The sequence below is a fragment of the Pseudovibrio sp. W64 genome (assembly GCF_001623145.1).
Taxonomy (GTDB): Bacteria; Pseudomonadota; Alphaproteobacteria; order Rhizobiales; family Stappiaceae; genus Pseudovibrio.
The window spans coordinates 44,133-66,893 of the sequence record NZ_LMCI01000007.1; the positions used below are offsets into that span (position 1 = coordinate 44,133).

At 51.1% G+C, this 22,761-nt stretch carries 25 protein-coding genes; 15 read left to right on the top strand and 10 right to left on the bottom strand.

Features of this window, described 5'->3' with window-relative positions; translation table 11 throughout:
* The first annotated feature begins 190 nt into the window (after positions 1–190).
* The 5 genes from PsW64_RS03950 (at position 191) to PsW64_RS03970 (ending at position 4,026) form a co-directional block, all read left to right on the top strand.
* A complete protein-coding gene (locus tag PsW64_RS03950) occupies positions 191–832 on the top strand; it encodes a thiamine phosphate synthase (protein ID WP_063291524.1) in 642 nt (213 codons plus the stop codon).
* 4 nt (positions 833–836) lie between these two features.
* Complete coding sequence (locus PsW64_RS03955; RefSeq protein ID WP_208980556.1) at positions 837–1,919, top strand: tetratricopeptide repeat protein; 1,083 nt, start codon at positions 837–839, stop codon at positions 1,917–1,919.
* A gap of 179 nt (positions 1,920–2,098) precedes the next feature.
* A complete protein-coding gene (locus tag PsW64_RS27850; RefSeq protein ID WP_208980557.1) occupies positions 2,099–2,311 on the top strand; it encodes a hypothetical protein in 213 nt (70 codons plus the stop codon).
* Positions 2,312–2,596: 285 nt separating this feature from the next.
* A complete protein-coding gene (efp, locus tag PsW64_RS03965) occupies positions 2,597–3,163 on the top strand; it encodes an elongation factor P (protein ID WP_063302811.1) in 567 nt (188 codons plus the stop codon).
* Positions 3,164–3,231: 68 nt separating this feature from the next.
* Positions 3,232–4,026 carry an inositol monophosphatase family protein gene (locus tag PsW64_RS03970; protein ID WP_063302760.1) on the top strand — a complete coding sequence of 265 codons (795 nt, stop codon included), beginning with the start codon at positions 3,232–3,234 and terminating at the stop codon, positions 4,024–4,026.
* Positions 4,027–4,171: 145 nt separating this feature from the next.
* Here the strand turns inward: PsW64_RS03970 and PsW64_RS03975 are convergent, their stop codons facing one another.
* The 4 genes from PsW64_RS03975 to PsW64_RS03990 all read right to left on the bottom strand — a co-directional run bounded on the left by PsW64_RS03975 (position 4,172) and on the right by PsW64_RS03990 (position 8,724).
* A complete protein-coding gene (locus PsW64_RS03975) occupies positions 4,172–6,691 on the bottom strand; it encodes a hypothetical protein (protein ID WP_208980558.1) in 2,520 nt (839 codons plus the stop codon).
* A 22-nt stretch (positions 6,692–6,713) separates the two neighbouring features.
* On the bottom strand, positions 6,714–7,163 hold the full coding sequence (locus tag PsW64_RS03980) for a hypothetical protein (RefSeq protein WP_208980559.1): 450 nt from the start codon (positions 7,161–7,163) through the stop codon (positions 6,714–6,716).
* A 246-nt stretch (positions 7,164–7,409) separates the two neighbouring features.
* Complete coding sequence (locus PsW64_RS03985) at positions 7,410–7,826, bottom strand: TrmO family methyltransferase domain-containing protein (protein WP_063302762.1); 417 nt, start codon at positions 7,824–7,826, stop codon at positions 7,410–7,412.
* 10 nt (positions 7,827–7,836) lie between these two features.
* Positions 7,837–8,724: a DMT family transporter gene (locus PsW64_RS03990; protein WP_063302763.1), complete on the bottom strand. Its 888-nt coding sequence runs from the start codon at positions 8,722–8,724 to the stop codon at positions 7,837–7,839.
* A gap of 106 nt (positions 8,725–8,830) precedes the next feature.
* Here PsW64_RS03990 and PsW64_RS03995 point away from each other — a divergent pair, with 106 nt between their 5' ends.
* On the top strand, positions 8,831–9,418 hold the full coding sequence (locus PsW64_RS03995; RefSeq protein ID WP_063302764.1) for a TetR/AcrR family transcriptional regulator: 588 nt from the start codon (positions 8,831–8,833) through the stop codon (positions 9,416–9,418).
* A gap of 106 nt (positions 9,419–9,524) precedes the next feature.
* On the opposite strand, the gene PsW64_RS04000 is transcribed toward PsW64_RS03995, so the two are convergent.
* The gene (locus tag PsW64_RS04000) at positions 9,525–9,938 is read right to left on the bottom strand and encodes a putative quinol monooxygenase (RefSeq protein ID WP_063291521.1); all 414 of its coding nucleotides are present in this window, start codon (positions 9,936–9,938) and stop codon (positions 9,525–9,527) included.
* Positions 9,939–10,068: 130 nt separating this feature from the next.
* On the opposite strand from PsW64_RS04000, the gene PsW64_RS04005 reads away from it, so the two are divergent.
* Positions 10,069–10,614 (top strand): TetR/AcrR family transcriptional regulator, encoded by a 546-nt coding sequence (locus tag PsW64_RS04005; RefSeq protein WP_063302765.1) that lies wholly within the window; start codon positions 10,069–10,071, stop codon positions 10,612–10,614.
* Positions 10,615–10,710: 96 nt separating this feature from the next.
* A complete protein-coding gene (locus tag PsW64_RS04010; RefSeq protein WP_063302766.1) occupies positions 10,711–11,223 on the top strand; it encodes a DUF2938 domain-containing protein in 513 nt (170 codons plus the stop codon).
* Between the two features lie 128 nt (positions 11,224–11,351).
* Here the strand turns inward: PsW64_RS04010 and PsW64_RS04015 are convergent, their stop codons facing one another.
* Both PsW64_RS04015 and PsW64_RS04020 read right to left on the bottom strand, forming a co-directional pair.
* Positions 11,352–11,819: a MarR family winged helix-turn-helix transcriptional regulator gene (locus tag PsW64_RS04015; RefSeq protein ID WP_063302767.1), complete on the bottom strand. Its 468-nt coding sequence runs from the start codon at positions 11,817–11,819 to the stop codon at positions 11,352–11,354.
* Positions 11,812–12,918 (bottom strand): Acg family FMN-binding oxidoreductase, encoded by a 1,107-nt coding sequence (locus PsW64_RS04020; RefSeq protein ID WP_063302768.1) that lies wholly within the window; start codon positions 12,916–12,918, stop codon positions 11,812–11,814. The genes PsW64_RS04015 and PsW64_RS04020 overlap by 8 nt, the downstream gene beginning before the upstream one ends.
* A gap of 194 nt (positions 12,919–13,112) precedes the next feature.
* Here PsW64_RS04020 and PsW64_RS04030 point away from each other — a divergent pair, with 194 nt between their 5' ends.
* Positions 13,113–13,922, top strand: a complete 810-nt coding sequence (locus PsW64_RS04030) for a metallophosphoesterase family protein (RefSeq protein WP_244271789.1) — start codon at positions 13,113–13,115, stop codon at positions 13,920–13,922.
* Positions 13,923–14,165: 243 nt separating this feature from the next.
* Positions 14,166–14,744 carry an outer membrane protein gene (locus PsW64_RS04035; RefSeq protein WP_063290238.1) on the top strand — a complete coding sequence of 193 codons (579 nt, stop codon included), beginning with the start codon at positions 14,166–14,168 and terminating at the stop codon, positions 14,742–14,744.
* 224 nt (positions 14,745–14,968) lie between these two features.
* On the opposite strand, the gene PsW64_RS04040 is transcribed toward PsW64_RS04035, so the two are convergent.
* On the bottom strand, positions 14,969–15,256 hold the full coding sequence (locus tag PsW64_RS04040; protein WP_063302769.1) for a GIY-YIG nuclease family protein: 288 nt from the start codon (positions 15,254–15,256) through the stop codon (positions 14,969–14,971).
* A gap of 180 nt (positions 15,257–15,436) precedes the next feature.
* Between PsW64_RS04040 and PsW64_RS04045 the strand changes: the two genes are divergently transcribed.
* The 3 genes from PsW64_RS04045 (at position 15,437) to PsW64_RS04055 (ending at position 18,914) form a co-directional block, all read left to right on the top strand.
* Positions 15,437–16,633: a leucine-rich repeat domain-containing protein gene (locus PsW64_RS04045; RefSeq protein WP_153042333.1), complete on the top strand. Its 1,197-nt coding sequence runs from the start codon at positions 15,437–15,439 to the stop codon at positions 16,631–16,633.
* A 244-nt stretch (positions 16,634–16,877) separates the two neighbouring features.
* The gene (locus PsW64_RS04050; protein ID WP_057462010.1) at positions 16,878–17,876 is read left to right on the top strand and encodes a hypothetical protein; all 999 of its coding nucleotides are present in this window, start codon (positions 16,878–16,880) and stop codon (positions 17,874–17,876) included.
* Positions 17,877–17,879: 3 nt separating this feature from the next.
* Positions 17,880–18,914 carry a peptidoglycan -binding protein gene (locus PsW64_RS04055; RefSeq protein WP_057462011.1) on the top strand — a complete coding sequence of 345 codons (1,035 nt, stop codon included), beginning with the start codon at positions 17,880–17,882 and terminating at the stop codon, positions 18,912–18,914.
* 352 nt (positions 18,915–19,266) lie between these two features.
* Here PsW64_RS04055 and PsW64_RS04060 read toward each other — a convergent pair whose 3' ends face one another.
* Positions 19,267–20,376 (bottom strand): NADH:flavin oxidoreductase, encoded by a 1,110-nt coding sequence (locus tag PsW64_RS04060; protein WP_063302771.1) that lies wholly within the window; start codon positions 20,374–20,376, stop codon positions 19,267–19,269.
* Positions 20,377–20,473: 97 nt separating this feature from the next.
* Here PsW64_RS04060 and PsW64_RS04065 point away from each other — a divergent pair, with 97 nt between their 5' ends.
* Both PsW64_RS04065 and PsW64_RS04070 read left to right on the top strand, forming a co-directional pair.
* On the top strand, positions 20,474–21,376 hold the full coding sequence (locus PsW64_RS04065; RefSeq protein WP_063302772.1) for a LysR family transcriptional regulator: 903 nt from the start codon (positions 20,474–20,476) through the stop codon (positions 21,374–21,376).
* A gap of 181 nt (positions 21,377–21,557) precedes the next feature.
* Positions 21,558–21,737 carry a hypothetical protein gene (locus tag PsW64_RS04070; protein ID WP_057462014.1) on the top strand — a complete coding sequence of 60 codons (180 nt, stop codon included), beginning with the start codon at positions 21,558–21,560 and terminating at the stop codon, positions 21,735–21,737.
* A gap of 81 nt (positions 21,738–21,818) precedes the next feature.
* Here the strand turns inward: PsW64_RS04070 and PsW64_RS04075 are convergent, their stop codons facing one another.
* Complete coding sequence (locus PsW64_RS04075) at positions 21,819–22,358, bottom strand: hypothetical protein (RefSeq protein ID WP_063302773.1); 540 nt, start codon at positions 22,356–22,358, stop codon at positions 21,819–21,821.
* Positions 22,359–22,761: the final 403 nt, after the last annotated feature.

The window sequence follows — 22,761 nt, forward strand, 5'->3', positions numbered from 1 at the left end:
TGGATTGAGGGGCCTTTTTGGTCCCTCTTTTCGTTTTATTCTCGCTTTTGCCTAGAATTTGACACAGCCTCTTGAAAAAGAGATCAAGACGCTGTTTAGAACTTATCCCAATGAATGGGCCAGAGGCTTGACGTAGGTTACACTACCGCCATGATCTCTTTTTACTGGAATTTTATCAGGAGCAACCTCAGTGCATCCGCGTCTGTATCTTGTCACACCGCCAACCTTTGACCTCGACGAATTCGAAGGACAACTCAATCAAGCTTTGGAAGGTGGCGACATTGCGAGCCTGCTGATCTCCATGCCGGACGCAAACGAAAGCGACCTGCAGGCGGCTGCAAAGCGTCTGGTGCCACTGGCACAGGCCAAAGAAGTTGCTGTTCTGATTGAAAACAACACCCAAATCATGGGTCGCTCCGGCGCAGATGGCCTGCACGTTTCCGGTTCTGACAAGGATCTGGAAGAAGCCATGCAGTCCTTCTCGGAAGACCGCATCATCGGCCACGCTGGCATCAAAACACGCCACGAAGCAATGACTGTTGCTTCTATGGGCGTCGATTACATGTTCTTCGGCCTGCTTTCACTCAATCAGGAAGAAGAGCCACATCGCAAATCACTGGACTACGGGCACTGGTGGTCTGAAGTGTTCGAAACGCCATGTGTCATCCTGGCGGGCACCTCAGTTTCCTCAGTTGACACCGCAGCCCAAACTGGCGCTGAATTCGTAGCAGTACGTGAAGCTGTCTGGAATCACCCTGAAGGGCCAAAAGCAGCTGTTGAGCAGGCCAATGCAATCCTCTCCACACACACACTGGCGGAAGCTGAGGACTGATATCTTGAAGTTGTCTGGTTCTATCAAACTCGTAACTGTCGCAGCTGTGACCGGTCTGCTCGGCTTACAGGGCATGGCTGTTGCACAAACAACTCCGAGCGGTGGAACCACACCTCAAGGCGCAAGAACTGTTGATCCGTATAATCCAAACGGATCAATCCTGCTGCCCTCTCCTCTCTCTAAAGCACCATTCATTCCGCAGGTTTCTCCAACGCCGGAGACCATAAAAGGCGATCCGGCCTATGGTGCATTCCAGCGCGGGTGGTATCTGACAGCTCTGGCACTGGCAACCCGTCAGGCAGAAGCTGGCATCACCAGCTCCAAGACGCTGCTCGGTGTGCTTTACGAATCCGGCAGAGGTGTCCCTCAGGATTTGCCATTGGCCGCAAGCTGGTATGAGCTCGCCTCCAATGATGGCGATCCACAGGCAGCATTGCGCCTCGGCCTGCTCTATCTGGCAGGTGCTGGCACAACCGCTGACAAGGACAAGGCAGCCCAGCAACTGGAAAAAGCTGCCGCTGTCAACATCCCCGAAGCACTCTACAATCTCGCCCTCCTGCATCAGGAAGGCAAAGTCCGCCCGAATGATCCCAAGCAAATCAAAGACCTGCTGGAACGCGCATCAGAAACCGGTGATGCCGACGCTATGCTGGAACTTGGCATCTACTTGAAGGATGGCCCGGAGGAAATCCGCGATCCACTGCGCGCGGCCTTCTGGATGGGCCGTGCTGCCCGCCGCGGACTGGTCCCTGCGCAGATTTACTACGCAACCCTGCTGTTCAAAGGCGAAGGTCTTGTCCCGAATGAGACTGAAGCGGCAGACTGGTTTGAGCGTGCAGCAACCAAAGGCAATCCAATCGCCATGAACCGCCTCGCCCGCATCTACGCCAATGGCCGTGGGCGACCGGTTGATCTGATTGAAGCCTCTGCCTGGCAGTTCCACGCAGGCCGTCAGGGCATTCTGGACAGTGAGTTGGAAGCGATTTCCAATTCTCTTTCTCTGGAACAGCAAGAGCAAGCCAGCAAACGCGCGGCAGAAATTGGAATAAAAATCGGCGCTTCTCCAGTTCTCCAGCCAGCTCGCTAACGCTTAACCGCAATCCTCTTGATGAAAAACCGATGAGTTTTTATGTAAAATTATCTCCAGTCTAAGTATAGAAGGACAGGTAGACTCCAACACACACCACCATCAACTTACCAACACCCAGCTTCGCGCAACGTCAGGCGATTAAAATACTCTGGCACTTTAATCGCAAAAGAAAACCCATGAAGCAAATAAGTATATTCATCAGTCGCTTGGCGCTAGCCTTAGGAATTGGTGTAATTTCATTTCTGACATTTGGTGAAATGGTCAGAACTGGCTTACTTGATATTGGCGCTACCACCGCAATAGCTGGGCTGGGCAAGGTGGCGACTTTCGTTCTCAGCGTCGTCTTTGTTGAACAGATTACCAAACGCAGAAGCGATAAAAAGCCCTAAGGTTGTCCGCACTAACCTTGTGGATATGCACCGGAATGTAGGTTCACGGTGAGCATCCGCTCTTTTTCCTTGAAAATCGCGCGAAATTATGTTGCACAGACCTCCAGACAGGCTGCGATCCTAGGCCCAGCGCCAATCCGTGCCAGCCTTTGCTAAAGCATATCCCTGACAAGGACCAACCGGACCTCAGATCAGGATACGCATGAAAACAAAAGTTAAGAATGTGGCGCGTCAATACAAGTGAACGCGACATACTCTGAACTTATCAAACTGATTGGTAGTTCTATGAAACTCAATGGCAACGAAATTAAGCCGGGCCACGTGCTTATGCACCAGGACACACTTTGGGCTGCGGTTAAAGTTCAGCACGTGAAGCCAGGCAAAGGCGGCGCATTCGCTCAGGTCGAAATGAAAAACCTGCTCGACGGTCGCAAACTGAACGAACGCTTCCGCGCAACTGAGTCCGTTGAGCGTGTTCGCCTTGAGCAGAAAGACTTCCAGTTCCTCTATGAAGAAGGCGACATGCTGGTATTCATGGATAACGAAACATATGAGCAGCTCGAACTCCAGAAGGAATTCGTTGGTGAGCGCGCAGCATTCCTGCAGGACGGCATGACCGTGACTGTTGAACTGCACGAAGAAAAGCCAATCGGCATTTCTCTCCCAACCCACGTCACTCTGGAAATCGTAGAAGCTGACGCAGTTGTAAAAGGCCAGACCCAGTCTTCCTCTTACAAACCAGCAGTTCTGGAAAACGGCGTACGTTGTATGGTGCCTCCATTCATCACCTCTGGTGAGAAGATCATTGTAGACACCGACACTGTTGAATACGTTCGTCGCGCAGAGAAATAATCTTAAAGCAATAAAGATGAGGCAGCATACGGTTGCCTCATTACCCATTCAGGAACGGTGAATAAAAAATGGCACGTACGGCCCTTCTAAACGTAATGGTTCAGGCTGCGACAAAAGCTGGTCGCTCTCTGGCACGGGACTTCGGCGAAATTGAAAACCTGCAAGTATCCCGCAAGGGCCCAGGTGACTTTGTCTCCCAGGCAGATCACAAAGCAGAAAAAATCGTTCGTGAAGACCTTCAAAAAGCACGCCCGACCTACGGCCTGCTGATGGAAGAATCCGGCGAGATCGAAGGCACAGACGGTCAGCACCGCTGGATCGTTGACCCGCTCGACGGCACAACAAACTTCCTCCATGGCATTCCGATCTTTGGTGTTTCCATCGCTCTGGAACGCGCAGGTCAGATCGTAGCAGCCGTGATCTACAACCCGATCATGGATGAGCTCTACACTGCAGAAAAAGGCGCTGGCGCATTCTGTAATGACCGCCGCCTCCGCGTTGCAGCACGTAAAGACATGACTGACTGCCTGATCGGCACCGGCATTCCATTCATCGGCGTTGGCGACCATGGCCGCGCGCTGAAGGAAATCCGTCACGTGATGGGCGAAGTTGCAGGCATCCGCCGCGCTGGTGCAGCTGCACTGGATCTGGCATGGGTTGCTTCTGGTCGCCTCGATGCATTCTGGGAAAACGGTCTGTACCCTTGGGACATGGCAGCAGGCGTTCTGCTGGTGCGCGAAGCTGGTGGTTTCGTGTCCGATGCCAACGGCAAGGACGACATGTTCGAAACCCGCTCCATCATCGCAGGCAACGAGTTCACACACCTCCAGATGCGTGAACTGCTGGCAAAAGCTAAAGCATAAAGCTTACGGCACCCAAGCCTAAGAATTCCAAAAGGCAGCTTGCTCCGGACCACTCCGGCAAGCTGCCTTTTTTGTTGTTCTCTAAAGCATGTTCCCGAAAAGTGGTTCCGATTTTCAGATAAGAACATGCACCAAGCTCTAAAGCCTACATCCGCACCTGAAACTTCTTCGCAAGCACCTTCACGGCAGCATCTTCACTTAAGCCTGCGATAGCTTGAATTTGCGCAGGTTCGTCGAAGAAACACTTCATCACAGCAATAGCGGGTGATTGATCCCAGTGTGCCCTGTCCACCTGCAAAATCTCCTGAGTGAGCCGCTGGTGGAACCGGTGCAGAGCAAACTTCGTGCTGTGCTTGGTCAGCGTATCAATGGCATGTCTCTTAATCTCCACAACAACGGTACTTCGCCGCGCAGACCCACCCTGCCCAGTCGTAATATTATGCTTCCGCGCATATTTCTGCATGGCTTGCTGATCACCCGCAATCACCTTCTGAAGCTGCTTGCTTTGATAATGGTGCACGCCCCATCTGATCAACCGCGTGGCAACAAAGGCCACTGAGCCCAAAACAAACGCTCCGCCAATCGCAGCCCCAACCGGTCCAGCCGCAGCTGCAACGCCAGCAGCCACAACGCCGCCAGTGGCCGTCGCAACAACACCCGCAACGCCGCCTACAGTCAGCGCAGCAAACCCAAGCCCGTCAACCGCAGACAAAACAGCCTTACCAATCTTGGTGTTTCGTGCTTTGGACTGATTGTTCGCGATGGTCTTTGTAATCATCGCCAGCTCTGCATCCCGCGGTTGTGAGACCTTCCGCGACCCGTCCAGCCCTGAAACTGGCACTTCCTGTCGTTCCGCGAACAAGCGATGTAGAGCCTGAGCCTTTTTACCGGTCTGATGGTGCTTAAAGGCTTTGATAGCCGTGACACTGGCATCATAAGCCGACAGGCCAACTGCAAGCACACCAACGCCTGCTCCAACAGTACCAGCGGCATAACCCAACCCGGTCGTAACCAGAGAAACCCCTTCAACATTTGAGGTCAAAGCTCTTTCCGCGATCACCATGCCATCAGCAACCATGGCAAGCCCCCACACTTCTGCAGAGAAAATACTCACATGCATCTGTTTGTGGTAGTCATCTCGCATGGCCTTCGCCAGCTCAGCACTTTTACCGTAATTGGCAACAAGCCCGGTCAGTGTTTTATGAGCCCGATCAGCCTCTCGCATCTTCAGCTTAAGCGCGCCCTCAAGATGATCTAGACCACCTTTCAAATGCGCGCTGTCACTGGTGGAACTCTCACCGTAATGCAGCGCCACTTCATTGCGCAAAGCGGTCAGACACTCAGTCTCTCCAGCAGTCCCCTTCTCAGCTTTGACGTAAGCCTCCAAAGCAGCAGTCGCACGCGGCGATAAATCCGGAAACACGCCGTTCAGGGCAACCCCAAGTCCATTCTGAGAAACCTTGCCTGCTTTGACCGCCTGAGCCAACGAATCCAACAATGTCAGAGGAGAACCACCGCCCTTCTGCACATCCTTGACCATGCGGGACAGCGCAGCCACTTCAGCAATGTCCTTTTGCGCCTCAATAAACTGGGAACCTTCAGAGTGAAAGGTATCCAGCGCTGCATCTGCGGCCTTCATGCTGGTGTAAGCAGAGCGTGCAGAGATCAGGCTCTGGATTGCCCCCAGAGCGTAATAAAAGCTGGTAAACCCAAAGCGGCCATAAGCAACGCCATCCGTTATCGGGATTTCACCACGGAAAATCTCCGCACGACCATTCACGGCTCCGTTGATCAACGGCGTGACATTGTGAGGAAACTTGCCCAGAACATTCCTCACAAGCCCCTCTGTCTGTACGCCCTCAACAGCGGCTCCTCGTGCAGTCACACGGGAGGGATGGTACCCGGCGTCCTTGTCCTGCCCACCCGCAACCTCAGAAAGCTGCTTGGTCCGGACTTCATTCCATACGCTCTGGCTGGCACGCAGCTGCGACCGCGCCCTGCCACCACCCAACGCCCGATCAAGCGCGGGTTGTCTGTCCTCAATGTGGCGCTGCAAATCTTCAACAACTGGACGCAGAACCCGCACAGTCTGCCGGTTCGGCGTCGCGCCTCGTGCAATTCTCTTAAAGTGATCAACCAGTGTTTGCTTGGTCTCAGCCTGCTCAGGGTCAGAAAACGAGACAGAAGCCAGCTGCTTTTGCAGCTCTGCAGCCTGTTCTTTCGTCAGCAAGCTCGGGTCTTTTGCAAAGGCCTGCAGCTCCTGCAGCATCCGGTTCTCAGCACCGACACCAGCAACCTTGTCACCAAACCGGGCCGTCTGGCCCAGATAGTCACGTTGAACAGGCTGAAGTTTAAGGCGAGCATCCAGCAGCGCTCGCTCCATGGAGGAGATACCTTGCCCTGCTTCTGACCGTGCATTTTGCCCGGACACGCCAGAAGCAGGAACACGCCGGGGCTGAAAACTTGCCAGAGAAACCCTGCTCTGCTGTTGAGGCGCCCGCCGCTCATGCCCACCAGCAACAGGCACTGCACAAAGCCGGTAAGGCATCCTCGCAGACTGAGTATTGGACCGCGCCCTTTCCGGCCTAACCCCTGTTTGCTCGGAAGCCTGACTAACATTTGAACTGGCCGTGCTGACCTGCGTTGATATTCCGGTATTCCTCATCGTGGCGTCCCTCCCAAACTACTCAGACCAAAATATGCTCTGAGGACCACTGGCTTTCTGCGTCTCCGGCGTTGACCAGCGAATGGCGCAGCTGCAATGCCTCACCAATAAAGCTCTTCAAAGCCTCCATCAGGTGTTCAACCGGGTCAGTCATCTGCAAAAGGAGGTGTTGCCGCACAGCGTATCGCTGCTGAGCATCGAGTATCAGGCCACAGGAGTTAAGTTGGCCCACACGAGCCAACAGAGTTTTCAGTTGAGGCATCTCCAGATCATTTTCTGGAAAGACATCAGCTTCCAGCTGCACCTCATAGCGCCGTTCCTGAAACCGCGCCCAAATCATTGTCGTAAGATGATGTTCATCAGAGTGAAGGGCAACCTGCCCAGCTCCGTTCGGCGCCAGAGCAGGCAATTGAAGCTCCGCCGCCAAGCCATCAAATAGGTCTTGTAATTCCGTTTCCTGACATCGCTCCAAAATGCTCTCCCAAACAACTGCATGAAGCAAAAGCGAACAGGACAAGCCTAGAGAAGCAGTTGATGCACAAGTGTATCGAAGAGCACAACCACACCGCTAAGTTGATATTTTATTTCTCTACAATTCTAATCATTGAAATAAAATAACCCAAACTCAATAAAAGGTGCTGAAAAGAAGCAACGTGCATGGATGCTCTCCTCACACGTTGCCTATCAGCCATGCGTAAACTCAAAGCAAAAGGTCTTCCTAAGGCTTTAGTCTCGCGGTTTCATGCAAAATTGCAGGTTTAATATCAAGCAGTTTGGTCTCATTCAGGCAATCGAGACCCCGAACAGTAATCACACCATCTCCGATACTTAGAATTGGCAATTGAGAGACTGCAATAGGGTTGGGCCGATGAGGCGAGCGAAGCGCGAAACTCCCAATCAGGTCATCAGTTGAGTGCCTGCACCCTTTCTGCTGGATGAGAGATCTTTGCGTATTTTCGAACCAGTACAGCAACATAATCGCCTGCCCCGGCTGAAGGCCCTTTAATCCTGCCCAATAATCATGTTTCAGGATGACTTTGCATTCTGGCCCTTCAGGCTGAATGTTGTTCGGGCAATCCTCAACATCAAAATACGGGGTTTCAATATGCCCGATATAGATAAGTTCTCCAGTCACACTATGCTCCTTAAGCTTCTTCCCTGCCGGAAATCACTGCGTAAATAAGGATCGTCACGACGATAATCGTGCCACCGATGAAGCTTTCCTGATGCGGTATCTCACCAAAAAAACCGAAGGCAAAAAGAGGGGCCAGCACCGTCTCTATCATCAGCAACATGCCAACCTCAGGCGCTGTGATATAGCGCGTCGCAACTTGAGAAAGGACACGACCAAATGGAGCGGTAAACAATCCCATCAAGCCCATAATGATCCATGTGTTCAGGCTGTAAGTGGACGGCGCAGCGAGAAAAAACATAGCCACCGCCAACAGGAAGCCACCAACACCAACACTCGCCATGCGGCTGACACCTTGATACTTGCGCAAGAGTGTTTGATTGAGAGACAAACACGTCACCGCCAGCCCTGCCAGTACATCCCCCATAAGGGTTCCGGACCCAAACGAACCGGAGACAACAATCGCAATTCCAATCATTATCGAAATGATAGAAATCCACGTTGCGCGTTTCGTCACCTCCCCAAGAAAAAGCCAGCTGAACGCAGCAGCTAATGCTGGTGAGATACTGAGGATAACAAAAGTGTTGGCGACCGATGTCAGCTTGATACTCAGCACCAGCGAAGAAGCACTCCCCAGCATCAATAAGCCGGAAAACAAGACTGGCCATCCGCTCGCCCGCAACGCCCCAATCACCCCGCGCTCATCCCGCATCTGGATAAAGAATGGCATTGAGATAGCTGTAAAAAGCCCGAATAAGAATGTTGTATCAAACCCGCTTACACCCGAATACCGGATGAAGATCGGGTCAAAGCTCATCAGCACAGCACCCAGCAGGGTGATTAGAATTCCGGATACTCTCAGATTTTTCTGGTCTAACGTGTACCCTGTTAGATAAGACATGATGTATACCTTCAATAATCATACCGCTCAGTATGATTTATGCAAACACACACGAATGTCAATAAAATCATACCAATCAGTATGATTTTATTGCAAAGGGCAAAGTATGGGGAAGATCGAGCAAAACAAAGAGAAGAAGCGCCGTGCGATTCTGGAAGCAGCACAACACGTGTTTCTCTCAGAGGGCTATATACTGGCCAGCATGGACAAGATCGCTGATCAGGCTCAGGTCACAAAGCAAACAGTTTACCGCTATTTCTCTTCCAAAATCGACCTGTTTCAAGCAACCTTGACGCACATAGGCTCAGATTCAGAAGACAACTTCTTCGATCACCTAAAGAAGCCTGACGCAAAGGATGCCCTGGAAGGTTTTGGTGTAAGTTTCATCCATGCGCATTTAACCGACAACCACCTGAGCACATTCCGCTTGCTGGTCGCAGAGAGTGCAAAAGCACCCGAAATAACAAGCACTTTCTTCTCGGTCGGCCCAAATGAAACAGACAAGCACCTCTCAGAGTTTTTCGCAGACAGGTTGGGTTTGACTGCGCCAGACACTGCCGTTCGGTTATGGACATCAATGCTGCTCGCATTCAGAGATTCCGTCTTAATGGGAATGCCCCACCCTTCAGACCAGCAGATAGAACAGCATGTGAAAGCTGCAACAGAACTACTTCTGGCCAAGACAACTCGCTGAAAAATCTCGCTTCCTGCACCTCTAGTGCTCGAAACACCAGCAGAGACACTTTCCGATCAGCTTGCAACTCAATCCTGCCTGTAAGCTGATCCAGATGGCCTGCCAGTTAGTTTGGAAACGGCAGTTCTTTGCTGACCTCAAAGACTTTTGCCGTCATGCCTTTTGATTTTAACGAGCTAAGTTCAGCCTGAAACGCCGCCATATGTGGCGTTTGGAAGTGCGGAATAAGAGCATCCATACTCTCCCACATTTCATAGATTCTCAGGATGTTCGGATTGGTCGCATCCAGAGAAGACTTGTAGGAAATACATCCAGCCTCTTCAGCAGTTGCCGCATCCATCTGCTGAACAGCAGCAAGTTTTTGCTGAATCTGGTTGTCTTCAAACTCAACTTCAACAGTGACAATAATCATAGCTCTATCCTTCTGTTCCAATTTCTGTGCGGCTGCAAAAACATGCCCTGGCACCAAGCCAGTCACGATGCTTGCAGCTAGTGCCTGCGATACGGCGCGTCTTTCCATTCTCGATGTCCTCTTCAGCTCCAAAGCTTTGCATGTCCATGTAGGAAGCGTTCTTCTGCAAATTACAAAATGACATTTTTCGTATTTTTGTAATTCTTGACAAAATGACATTTTTTGTCAAGATGCATCCATGGAAAATTTGCGAGAGAAGATTCTGGAAGCCGCCGTGCGGGCCTTCATGCGCTTTGGCGTAAACCGCACCCGCATGCACGACATCGCGTCAGAGGCAGGCGTTGCGCGCCAGACAGTCTATTCAAACTACAAGAATAAAAACGAGATCCTGTGCGCCTCCATCAGGCACTTTTCTAACCAGTCTCTGGCAGCCGTGCAAAAAGAATGGTCCGCTCTGGAAACTCTGGAGGACAAACTAAGCGCCTACTACAAGCACTCCATCATCCCATCCTTCAAGGTCATCACCGCATCTCCTGATGCAAGAGACATGATCGGTGGGTTCAATGCAGAAGGCAAAGCGGCCACACTGGAAGCACAAGCAACCAACATCACCGCCTGTGCCGAAATGCTGGCGCACTATAGCTTTCAGGGACACAGCGCTGAGCAACTCGCAGAATATCTGGTGCTCTCCTCACTTGGAATCCGCGATCACGCGCGGGATGAGACCCAGCTTCTCACCCTCCTGAACACCCAAAAAGCAGGCTTACTAGCACTGTTAACCTGAGAAATATTATCCATCAAAATCTAGAGAATTCTCTTGACCTCAAGTCGACTTGAAGTGGCACGGTGCCGCCAACTCCCTATCAGGAAAGGTAAAACCGTGCACACAACAAGTCTTTTGATCAATGCTGCTCTGCTTGGCATTGGCGCAACAATTTTCATGGATCTGGTCGCCTGGGTCCGGCTTCGGTTTTTCGCTATTCCAGCTCTGGATTACCGACTGGTTGGCCGTTGGATGCTAAGCATGTTGCGCGGGCGTTTCCAGCATCAGAACATCATGCAGAGCCCTCCACAGCCGTTTGAACGCTCCATCGGTTGGATCGCTCATTACGTCATCGGTGCTGTATTTGCGCTCGTTTTGCTTGCTCTGACCGGACCAAACTGGCTTCAAAATCCAACCATCCTGATGCCGTTCTTAATTGGCCTGCTTTCAGTGGGGTTCCCCTTCTTCTTCATGCAACCAGCATTCGGTTTTGGAGTTGCCGCCTCTAAAACACCAGCCCCGACAATCGCAAGAATAAGAAGTCTTATCGCCCACCTTTCATTTGGGTTAGGCCTATACCTCACCGGGCTTTGCCTCAGCCTGTTGCTGGTAAAAGGAGCAACATCTTAGAGCGCGCTCCTGAAAAGCGGCTCTGGTTTTCCGATAAGAGTACGCAAGAAATAAAGAGTTAGAGCTTGGTGCGTGACTACATATAAACGCAACACGCTCTAAGGCACGAAGAGCAGCAACACCCGCTGCTACTTCTCCTCACCCCGCAGCTGGTCAATGACCGCACGAAATTCACTTATGCCCGGCAAGAAGGCAGAGACCTGCTCAGGTGGAAACCGCTCGGCCAGCTTTTGAAACAGCGGCTCCAGCTGCTGCACAGCATCATCACGAAACTGCCGCCCCTGCGGTGTCAACCACACCCGCTTGGAGCGCCCGTCATCCGGGTTGGGGCGCAGTTCTACGAAGCCATGCTTTTCCAACCCGCCCAGCGTATGCGTCATGGTTGTTTTCGCAACCTGAAACGACCGGGCCAGTTCCAGCGGAGTGGCCCCATCAAATCCGCGGCTCAAATGGCTGGTCACCCCGAAATGCGAAACCAGAAGGCCCTTTGGCAGCCGCGCTTCCAAAAACGCAGAGCCAATCTGGTTTATAATCCCGACCTCAACAAACATAGAAAAGTAGGGCGTCAGATCTTGGGAGGGGGTATCGTCAGACATTCGGTACTCGTGTTTCCAAAGGCCAGCGCGGGCTGGGATCAATTTTGGGACCATACCCCAATCGCGCAAGCATTTGAACAGTCTCACCAGGACCGGCCAGCATTTCGTGCACCGCAGAATAATGCTCTGCCATTTCAGGAAACTCCTGCAGTGCCTGACTAACCGGCTGCATGGAAAGGCCCAATCCAACAGCTGCCAGTTGCAACCTGATCCAGTCATACCCTGCTTTAATCTGATCGACCCGCAAATTGCCCGGACTGATGACCACCGCATACGCCTGTGTCGCGTTCATCGCATCCCGGATCATATCCCGTCCCTGTTGAAAGCTAGAGCTGGTCTGATCTGCCTGATCTTCGCGGCTCAACATCCCAGCCAGCATCAGGCTCTCCAAAAACGGACCACTCAGCGCAATGCCATCCGGGTTCGCTTCAATCTCGGCTTTACCAAACCGCATCAGATCAACGCTTTCCATCATCACACGTTGCGTTGTCAGTTCAACATCCATCGCGTCCCACGTCAGCTTCCGCAAGGCCGCAACCTCAGCCTTGCCGCTTTTGATCGTGGCATAGTCAGCCAAAACCGCCTGCGCTTCTGCTGAAACAGACATATCCTTATAAGCGTTACGGTTGGTATGCCGCTCAAAAACATGCGCAAACAGCGGATCAGGTGTGCCCCCTTTCGCAAAGTAAGCCGTTGCAACCGGCCCATCTTCTCCCAGTGGAAACAGCTCCATCTGCAAATCGTACCCATCTTCCGCAGCAGCCATGCGCAACAGTTCCAGAAAACACCCCATGCCAACGGTCAACTGGCGGTCAAGCGGATCAGTCTCTGGCAGGTTCAACCTCTTGTCGCGGTAAATGGCCAGCATGTTACTTCCGCGCAGCTCAGCCACCCACGGCTGACGGTTATGAGGGTTGGGCGCAAGCAAAGCGTAGGACAGCGCCTTCATCCGCGGCTCAGTGTAAGCGCCCGCAGTCTCCCAGGGAGCCAGCGCCCGCGTTGGACGACGGGTCGCCAGAAATGCACCAGCCGAGGCAGTCGCTGCCACAACCACACCACCACCCATAAGGCCAATCATCTTGCGTCTGGAAAGGTTCATCGTTCAACTCCATTTAGTGCGATATCGAACTATAAACATAACACCACACACAAAACAAGTGCGATATCGAACTATTTTCATTGAACCAATTTTCAACACCCATCAACTTGGCCACTTCCCACAGCCCCAAAGCCAACAAATTGAGGCTGTGGGTTTGCTCCTCATTCGTTTTCTTAAAGTAGATTGGACCACCAGTGACCGCGACACAGACAAGCATTTGGAACGGGACGACCATGCAAAACACCCATCCAACTCTTCCGGAAGGGACACGCGTTTATGCGACGGGAGACATTCACGGCAGGCTCGACCTGCTGGAAGTCATGGGCAAAGCCATTGAGAGCGACCTGAAAAACCGCCCGATCACTGACCCGGTCTCCATCTTTCTTGGCGATTACATCGACCGCGGCCCGGACAGTCAGGGCGTCATCGATTTCCTTGTCGATCACCACCACCGCACCCCGCGCCAGGTCTGTCTGAAAGGCAATCACGAAGCCTCGCTTCTGGAGTTTCTGCAAGACGCAGGCACGCTTTACCATTGGGAAGATCTGGGCGGCACAGAAACCCTGCTCTCCTACGGCCTCTCCATTCACGATCTCATGGGCTCGGCAGGTGCGGAAAGCGTGCAGACCATCTTTAAGGAAAACCTCTCCAAGCTACACGAAACGTTCTTCGAATCTCTGCCACTCCACTACCAATGCGGAGACTACCTGTTCGTCCACGCAGGCATTCGCCCTGGCGTTCCACTGGAAGACCAACGCGCTGAGGAGCTGATGTGGATCCGCGGCCCTTTCCTCGACTTTCAAGAGGACTTCGGCGTCTTCGTCGTCCACGGCCACACCCCGGTCGAACACATCGACCGCCGCTCCAACCGGCTTGACGTAGACACCGAAGCCTACGCCTCAGGCCGCCTCACCTGTGCGGTACTGGAAGGCGCCAACATGAAGTTCATCACCGCCACCACCGACGGCTGGGACCTATTCGACTTCATCCCCACCCACAAGTAGCCCTCACCCACAACAAAGCACTGGCCTGCAGAAGGATGACAGCTCCGCAGACCAGCAGGGCACCCATTTCGGGCTGAGCATCAATCAGTCAGCCTCGCGCGAGGAAATGCAATTAGCCACCTCACTACAATGATGTAGTAATCATGCAACTATCAGAGATTTTATATCCGTATATATTTCTATTATGAGTTGCATATTGTATGCATCAATCATGTTTTCTCATCATTTCATGTGAGTTTTAAAATGAAAAAGAATCTCTTGATCGCTCTTGCAGCTGCTGCAATTTCTACAGTCGCCATGACATCTGCAAATGCAACCGAATGGTACGTTCAGGGCACCGGCGGTTTATCCTTAGGCAGCATCACAGCACACATTGATGGTGGTAACGATGTGACACTCTGGGACGAAGGCTTTAACGGCCGTATTGGCGCTGGTGCATACCTTTCCAACAATGTTCGCGTCGGTCTGGAAAGCGGCTACGCTGCATTCTCCGAAGATGATACAGATATTGATGTTTGGGATATTTTGGCAGTCGCATACTACGACTTCAAAAACGAAACCGCCTTTACGCCATATATCGGCTTGGGTGCTGGTTTCTCGCAGATAAAAGTCGACTTTGACGATGGCATCGATTCTGGCAAAGAAACAACCAACCATTTCTCTACGAAGTTGGGTGCAGGTGTTGGCTACGAAATCTCTGAAAATCTTGAGCTGCTCGCTGAATACTCATTCCAATACAATTTCAAGGCAGAGGCATTCGACGATGTCGATTACTCCGCTCACCAGAACCAGTTCAACGTAGGTTTGCGCTACTCTTTCTAAGAGATAGCACTGATCCTCAGTTAAAAAGCGGGTTGCCTCAGGCAATCCGCTTTTTTCTTTGCAGAAAGTCAGTTCACCACCAGCAGCATTCCCATTGTCATCCCACACTCACGAAGTGCGACACAGGAACCAGAGCAGCACAATAAACCACCGACAGTATCCCACGGTGTCTTCCCGGGCGAAGCGCAGGGTAGACCCGGGATCCATACCCACAAACCTGTCGTCTAATGATTGAACCGCAAGTACAAATCATCCCACTTCGGGTTCAGACCCTCAATCGCATCAATCTTCCAAATCCGGCGCCACCGCTTCACTTGCTTCTCCCGGCGGATCGCGTCACTCACATCCATGAACTGCTCAATATAGACCAGCTTCGAAACATCAAATTTCGCAGTAAAACGACACCCAACCTTGCTCTTGTGCTCATAAACCCGCCGCGCAAGATCATTCGTCACACCAGTATAAAGCGTCCCCCGCGGCTTACTCGCCAATATGTACATGAAGTAAGACATGAGAGCCGTTTGAGGATCTAAGCAAACAGAACCAGATCCGCAGATTTGCAAAAGCAATTAGAAGTTGAAAAAGACACTCCAGAATCGTAAGTCTGCGACAACTTCTATATACTTCAAAGTGAAATGTGATCCCTCTCCGGCCAAATACCACTGTATTTGCAAATTGTTACGAGCGCAGCCATGCCAAAATTTCTTCTCCTAGCTCTAGTCGGAGCAGGACTTATGTTATCTGTTAAGGTTTATTCAGAGCAGACTTGCATAGATATTGGTTCGGAATGTGTGGCAATAGAGACAGAAGCTCTAGATCTTAAAATAGAAACGTCCGACCAAGATCTGTTGAATATCTCGAGACTAAAAAACCTAAAGCGTCTAAAAATAAGGGGCGCATTTACGTTTAAAGGTACAATTTCGCTTGATTTTGTAACAAGCCTCCCAGTCAAGAAGCTAGAAATAAGTTACCTAAAAGTTGAAAGTGTTGAAGCTCTCACGTCATTAAAACAACTAAAATCGCTCAAGCTCTCATCAGTAGTAGCGCCTGACTTCGACAAAATCAGTCGGCTCACAGAACTTATGCGCTTAGAACTTAAGCAGATTAACAATTTCCCTTCGACTGCGTTGACGCAACTATCAGAAATAAGGCACCTAAGTATAAAAAAAATGCCCATTAGTGAGCTTCATATTGAGCAAATGACAGCGCTTCAAAGCATCGTAATTTTCGATACACAAATTAGTGACATTCCAAAGTTAGCATCTAAAAATGTGAGCTCACTTTGGGTTAAAAACACGCCAATCAAAGACTTAACTTCTCTAAGCAACTCAACAGAGCTAAAATTCTTAAGAGTTGAAAAAACTCAAATTACCTCTCTCGCAGGCATCGAAAATTCTTTAAAATTGGAGGAGTTAAATACAGAAGGAAGCCCACTGAACGACATAAGGGCTCTGAGAAGCCACACCGCTATTCAAGAGGCGAACTTCATTGATACAGAAATTGACGATTTCTCACCGATGCTAGGTAATGAGAATATCCGACATCTAACAGTATCTGGAAGTAAAATTAATGATCTGATTGGCTTTGAAGCTTTGTCAAAGCTCTTTACTCTATCAGTAGCCAATACCAACATAAGTGATTTAGCCCCACTTTCAGGTTTACCTCGTCTTCGGATCTTAAACTTATCAGGAACTCAAGTTAGAGATCTTTCTCCTTTGAGTAGTTTGCCTAAGCTGGGTATTTTGCGACTTACAAGAACGCCAGTTGACGATTTATCTCCACTTAGCATGCTCCCAGATCTAAAAGGTCTGTTTTTTGGAGAAAATGGGGATCTTTTCGAAGGTAAAGATGCAGTCTCCAAAGCAATAAAACTCTATTCTCGATCTTAGCGAAGAAAAGTGGTCTGCCCAAAGCCCCACCATGACCACATCCCGCCCAAAACACGGCAGCACGCGCACAAAAATGCGACTTATTTAAAAACTTACGCTTTTCTTGCCCAATCGCAGCGATTTGCGGTTTCCTATTAACCGGAAATCGCGTTATCTAAAGACATCATTAACTTTAAAGCGGGTTCTGCTTGATTGGTCTGACCAGACAAAGAGAAGCCGCTTTGCTTTAGATGTACGCAGGATAATGGCACGCGACTACGATCCCTACAGTCTGTCGAGCCCACAGGTTTACCTGTGGCGCATGATTATTTTTCTGGTTCTGGCAGGCTTCATCGCCTTTGTCCTGATCGGGCAAATCACCGCAGCCTTCATGGCAAACCCCGCATTGAACGGCCTGATCGTAGGCGTCGCAGCACTGGGTATACTTCTGTCTTTCAGGCAGGTCCTGCGAATTTTCCCGGAAGTATCATGGGTTAACGGCTTCCGCCTCGGCGATCCACGCCTTGAGGTCCGCCGCCCGCCAATCCTTCTGGCGCCAATGGCAACTCTGCTTGGCAACAAAGCAGGCGACATGACCATCTCGCCAACCACCATGCGTTCCATGCTCGATTCCATCGGCATGCGCCTGGATGAATCCCGCGAGATTTCACGTTACCTCACCCGCCTGCTCATCTTCCTCGGTCTGGTCGGTACCTTCTGGGGCCTGATGCAAACCGTGAGCGCCGTGGCAACCACCGTCAGCACGCTGAACGCGGCAGGCGGCGATGCCAACGTGCTGTTTGAAGATCTGGTCTCCGGCATCACCGCACAGATGACCGGCCTCGGCATCGCGTTCTCCTCCTCCTTGCTTGGTCTGACCGGTTCCCTCGTTCTGGGCTTCCTCGACCTGCAGGCAGGACAGGCCCAAAACCGCTTCTATCAGGAGCTGGAAGACTGGCTCTCCACCCTGACGGATATCGATCCGGACGAACTGGGCAACGGCACATCTGCCGATATGGCTGCGGACCTGCGCATCACGCTCGACAAGCTGCGCAAATCCATGGAAACAAAAGGCGCTGAGCCGGATGAAAATTCCAACGCCGCCATGAGCAAACTGGCAGAAGGCATTCAGGGCCTTGTCCAGCACGTGCGCTCCGAGCAGAAGATGATGCGCGAATGGGCCGAGGCCCAGTCCATGCAACAGCGCCGGATTGAACGCTTCCTGAAAACGCTCACCGCAGAGGTAGAGCGGGAGAAGGAATAAAGCATGGCTGGTGTACGCACACGCAGGTCTCAAAACAACTCAGAGGATTACTGGCCGGGTTTCGTGGACGCCATGTCCGCGCTCCTGCTGGTGTTCATCTTCCTGCTCTCCATCTTCATGATTGCGCAGTTCTTCCTCAGCCAGCAGCTGTCTGGCCGGGATAAGGTGCTCAACCGCCTCAACCAGCAAATCGCAGAGCTCACAGAGCTGCTGGCGCTGGAAAAGGCGAGCGTTGGAGATCTGGAATCCACCATCTCCTCCCTGCAACTGGGTCTGGATCAGACCGCTGAAGAACGGGATCGTCTTCAGGGCCTGCTCAACGAACGCTCCGGCCAGATTGACGAGGCAGGTGGCGCACTGGCATCCCTGCGCGCAAAGCTGGAAGGCGAACAGCAGATCAGCGATAAGGCTCTGGCACAGGTAGAACTGCTCAACCAGCAGATCAGCGCCCTGCGCCGCCAGATCGCCGTACTGGAAGACGCACTAGACGCCTCAGAAACACGCGACAGAGAAAGCCAGACCCGCATTGCGGACCTTGGCAAACGGCTTAACGTCGCCCTCGCCCAACGGGTGCAGGAACTCTCACGCTACCGCTCAGACTTCTTTGGCCGCCTGCGCGAAATCCTCGCCCAGCGCTCTGATATTGAAGTTGTTGGCGACCGTTTTGTGTTCCAGTCCGAGGTGCTGTTCTCCTCCGGTGATGACGAGGTCAACCCGCAAGGCAAAAACCAGCTGGATATCCTCGCAAGCGCCATTTTGGAACTTGAGGGACAAATCCCATCAGAGATCAATTGGGTACTGCGCGTGGACGGCCACACAGATGCCCGCCCACTCTCCGGCACCGGTCGCCTGCGCGACAACTGGGAACTCTCAGCCGCCCGCGCAATCTCGGTGGTCAAATACCTCATCGCCAGAGGCGTGGAACCAGACCGCCTGGTCGCCGCCGGCTTCGGCGAGTTCCAGCCCCTCGAAGAAGGCACCACCAATGAGGCCAACGCCAAAAACCGCCGCATCGAGCTAAAACTCACACAGCGGTAGAGGGCGATACAGATAGATCAAAAAACAGGCGCTTGAGCATCCCTCAAGCGCCTGTTTTTTTGAGCAATAAGTTAGATTTTATTGATGCAAAACTGCCGCCCCTCAGGGCCACTGAACAACCGATGTGCGAATAACGCCGACATTCGCTGCATCCTAATAGTTCTGCTACGCAAGATGAAACTGTAACGTGAGGGTCTAAGAGGTCATCCAAGTACTTCTCACTGAGGTTGAAACAGGCACACCCAAAGGCTTTTACAGTCACCCTTATGAGAGATCTGGAATTACCCAACTGACCACAAGGAACTGACGGCACCCCTCTTGTGGAGAGATGCCGTAAAGAGAATGTTCTAAACTAGATTTCGGCACAGGCAGAAAAGTAAGCATTCGCTGTCTCTAGATCAGCCAGAGGCGTGAACATTTCAAAATCAAACGGACGCCGTGCTTCGTTCTTTTGCACTTTCACAGGCCAATTCTGCGTAACAAGCGCGTCTTTACCAATCGCCACAAAATCACACTCATCTTGCAGGATCATTTTTTTTGCGATTACAGGATCACCCAGGCCGCCATTCGCGATCACAGGTAAACCGGTAAGATTTTTTGCATGTGCAGCTAAAGACACTCCATGTTGAAATGCCGAGGCCTGAGCAGAAAATTCTGTAGTGTGCACGTAATCAGCACCACTCGCTTCAACCGCCTCGAAGATAACCTTTGCGTCGTCTTCTTGTCCTGCCCATTTGTGCTCGAAGTCGTTGACCTTGCTCTGTGATAGACGTACGCCAACCGTAAAGTTGCCCCCGACAGCATCACGAACAGCTTCTAGAACCTCGCATGTCAGTCGGGCGCGTTCAAATATGCCTTGGCCGTATTGGTCACCACGCTGGTTTGCGTAATCGGTTAGAAACTGATCCAAAAGATAGCCGTTGGCACTGTGAATCTCGACCCCATCTGCACCAGCTTCCTGAGCACGTTTAGCCGAGTCTGCAAAACCGCAAATTGCAGTCTTAATCTCAGAAACCGTCATTTCGGAAGGGGTAGGATACATACCAGAACCCCGATAGAACTCCATTTGATGACCTTTAGGCTGTACGGGGGAAGGGCCACGTGTCTCATTAGAGAAGCGATTATATTGAGACAGGGCACCAGCATGCATTAATTGCATAATTATTTTTGCGCCTGTTGCCTTCACGCCTTTGATTAACTCAGCCCAACTTGCGGCTTGCGTTTTATCAGTGATCCCCGGCTGGAACTCGTATCCCTGACTAAAGTGTTGGTCAGTGTAGACACCCTCGGTAATGATTGCTCCAAAGCCGCCCTTGCCAAATCTCTCATAATACGGCTGCATAAGAGGGCCAACGCAGCCTGAAGCACTTGCACTGACGCGCGTCATTGGAGCGACAAGAGTTCGGTTGCGTAGCTCTAGCTTCCCAAGTTTTGCGCTTTCAAATAACTGAGAGTAGGTCATGGTATCTCCGTTTGCTGGTAGTCAATCGGGTATACCTCTTCCTGTTAGTATGTTAATTGGATGCAATGACTAATCACCTTTTCCAATTCGTCACATAATGACAAGCGAGAACCTATCAGATCTACTCGGTATTTTTCGGGTTGTTGTTGACTCTGGAAGCTTTTCAGCTGCCGGACGCATTCTCAATATCTCACCTGCCTGGGTTGCCAAGCAGGTTACCCGGTTAGAGGCTGTTTTAGGCGCTAGCTTATTGATCCGATCAACCCGTGCTTTGCGTCTTACAGACGCCGGGCAGGAATGCTACCGAACCGCAAGTATTGTTGCTGATGAGCTGACATGGTTGAAGGACAAGCTTTGTGCAGACTCGAAGGCCATCACGGGCGTTGTACGGCTCAATGTGCCCTCAATAATTGCTCAAGATGTTATAGCTGAGCACATTTCTGAGTTTCAGATGAAATATCCGAGCATAAAACTGGACATAGTTGTATCTGATAGCTTTTCTGATGTCTTGAATGAGGATGTTGATATCATTTTTAGGGTCTCCAGAGCCCTTGAAGACAGTACAGCTGTTACACAGCAAGTTTCGTTCGTGCCACGAGTACTTTGCGCCTCAAAAGACTACCTTTCCCGTACTCCCAAAATTGAAACAAGCCATGACGTGAAAGGCCATAAAGCTCTTGTGTTCGATAGCCCTCAGAGTTCTTCTGAGTGGTTTTTGCGCTGTCGCGAGGGGCAGGAGTGGATTGCGCCAAACGTCGTGCTGCGTGCCAATAATAGTTTTGTTTTAAAACGAGCAGCGATCAGCGGCGCGGGTATCGCTTTTCTGCCTAAAGTGATTGTAGAAAATGAACTAAGAACTGGTCAGCTGATCCATTTAGACCAAATAGAAGATGCTGACCCCTTTAAATTGTTCTTACTGCGCGCGCCCAGAAAACATCTTCCCAAGCGTGTTCAAATTGCATGGCGCTTTTTTGCCCAAGCTTGCAAAGACAAAACATAATGGGTGTAGCGCAGCAGTTGTGATGGAATGGCTGCCTCACCTACAACACTCTCAGGTCAAATTGACTTATTTATCCCTTAAGTACTGACGTCACACACTCATTGATCGTTTTTGTACTAGCACCATAAGCACGACAATGCTTTATGTTAGCTTCAACACAATGATAAGGTAGACTAAATCAATGGCAGATCGTTTTGAACGCCACCGCCAAGCATGGACCCCTGAGGAAATTCGGAAGCTGCATTTGCTGGCGACAAAGGGGATGAGTTTAAAGGCCATAGCCAAAGCTCTCACGCGTTCTGAAGAATCCACCAAGAATCGAGCGAAGCAAGAAAAACTGAAGATCTCAAAAGCCCGCTGACTTCTTACGCTCAGGCTTTCACAAAAGATACTTTCTTGCCAGCCTCCGCCTAATTGATACTCAAAGCCCACCTCACCCTACTCACGGACACTTTCTACCCTCAATCCGGCTATCACACACCTTCACACCGGACAGATAACGCGACCACTTCACAATCTCTGCCTTACTCACCTTTGAGCGCCAGGACTTGATGGTGAAGTAGGTACTGTCATTACCCACAATAACCTTGGTCAGCACTGTCTCACTTTTGGAAGCTGGTGTGGTGGTGCAGCTGGTAAGAAAGAGGTCAAACTCGTAGCCATTCTCACGCCCCCTTCTCACGAGGCGCCCATCTTGCTGCTTGCAGATAGGACTCTTCACCTGCGTATATTGCTTCTCCAGTACCTTCATTGGTACTCGCCGGGAAAAATGAATCTGAACGGTCACCATATCCTTCCAGTTCTTCAGAGATTGTCCGCGAGGGATCATCTCGGAAACCAGCAGACCATTCTTGTTTTGTGAAAAGGCAACCTTGTAGCCCTCAGGCATTCCCACCAGAAGGTTTTCGTTCTTCAGGTCAGAGGCAAACGACAAACCGCTCGCAATAAGCAATGAAAATACAGCACCAAGCAATCTACGCATAAGAGCAACTATCCAAACAATCAGGAAATGAAGTGATGCTACATCATAGCCTCAAACCTCAACAAGGGGAGTAACTTCCCTGTTGGAGGAGGCCAGCGTTCAGCCAACGAATGTAAGCCATTCCGACCTGTATAGCGCAATCAACACAGCAACGCGGTCAGAACGTAAAAAACGCAGAATAACGCAAAGGTTCACATAGCAGCGCAAACACGAAAAAAGCCGCTCCCCAGCAGGCAGCGGCTTTTCATGTTATCCAACAAAGGCAGGGCAAGCTCTTTTAGAGTTATGCCCCTTCCAAGCGTGTTCCGTTTGATTAAGTTCAATCAAACGACAAGAATTCGCTCTAAAGACGCTCTTAGAGCGTGTTCCCGAAAAGTGGTTCCGGTTTTCGGATAAGAATACG

Excerpts from the sequence above, each read along its gene's own strand:
- PsW64_RS27850 (WP_208980557.1), top strand. The coding sequence starts at position 2,099 with ATGAAGCAAATAAGTATATTCATCAGTCGCTTGGCGCTAGCCTTAGGA.
- efp (WP_063302811.1), top strand. The coding sequence starts at position 2,597 with ATGAAACTCAATGGCAACGAAATTAAGCCGGGCCACGTGCTTATGCAC.
- PsW64_RS03970 (WP_063302760.1), top strand. The coding sequence starts at position 3,232 with ATGGCACGTACGGCCCTTCTAAACGTAATGGTTCAGGCTGCGACAAAA.
- PsW64_RS03975 (WP_208980558.1), bottom strand. The coding sequence starts at position 6,691 with ATGAGGAATACCGGAATATCAACGCAGGTCAGCACGGCCAGTTCAAAT.
- PsW64_RS03990 (WP_063302763.1), bottom strand. The coding sequence starts at position 8,724 with ATGTCTTATCTAACAGGGTACACGTTAGACCAGAAAAATCTGAGAGTA.
- PsW64_RS03995 (WP_063302764.1), top strand. The coding sequence starts at position 8,831 with ATGGGGAAGATCGAGCAAAACAAAGAGAAGAAGCGCCGTGCGATTCTG.
- PsW64_RS04000 (WP_063291521.1), bottom strand. The coding sequence starts at position 9,938 with ATGGAAAGACGCGCCGTATCGCAGGCACTAGCTGCAAGCATCGTGACT.
- PsW64_RS04005 (WP_063302765.1), top strand. The coding sequence starts at position 10,069 with ATGGAAAATTTGCGAGAGAAGATTCTGGAAGCCGCCGTGCGGGCCTTC.
- PsW64_RS04015 (WP_063302767.1), bottom strand. The coding sequence starts at position 11,819 with ATGTCTGACGATACCCCCTCCCAAGATCTGACGCCCTACTTTTCTATG.
- PsW64_RS04020 (WP_063302768.1), bottom strand. The coding sequence starts at position 12,918 with ATGAACCTTTCCAGACGCAAGATGATTGGCCTTATGGGTGGTGGTGTG.
- PsW64_RS04035 (WP_063290238.1), top strand. The coding sequence starts at position 14,166 with ATGAAAAAGAATCTCTTGATCGCTCTTGCAGCTGCTGCAATTTCTACA.
- PsW64_RS04040 (WP_063302769.1), bottom strand. The coding sequence starts at position 15,256 with ATGTCTTACTTCATGTACATATTGGCGAGTAAGCCGCGGGGGACGCTT.
- PsW64_RS04045 (WP_153042333.1), top strand. The coding sequence starts at position 15,437 with ATGCCAAAATTTCTTCTCCTAGCTCTAGTCGGAGCAGGACTTATGTTA.
- PsW64_RS04050 (WP_057462010.1), top strand. The coding sequence starts at position 16,878 with ATGGCACGCGACTACGATCCCTACAGTCTGTCGAGCCCACAGGTTTAC.
- PsW64_RS04055 (WP_057462011.1), top strand. The coding sequence starts at position 17,880 with ATGGCTGGTGTACGCACACGCAGGTCTCAAAACAACTCAGAGGATTAC.
- PsW64_RS04060 (WP_063302771.1), bottom strand. The coding sequence starts at position 20,376 with ATGACCTACTCTCAGTTATTTGAAAGCGCAAAACTTGGGAAGCTAGAG.
- PsW64_RS04065 (WP_063302772.1), top strand. The coding sequence starts at position 20,474 with ATGACAAGCGAGAACCTATCAGATCTACTCGGTATTTTTCGGGTTGTT.
- PsW64_RS04070 (WP_057462014.1), top strand. The coding sequence starts at position 21,558 with ATGGCAGATCGTTTTGAACGCCACCGCCAAGCATGGACCCCTGAGGAA.
- PsW64_RS04075 (WP_063302773.1), bottom strand. The coding sequence starts at position 22,358 with ATGCGTAGATTGCTTGGTGCTGTATTTTCATTGCTTATTGCGAGCGGT.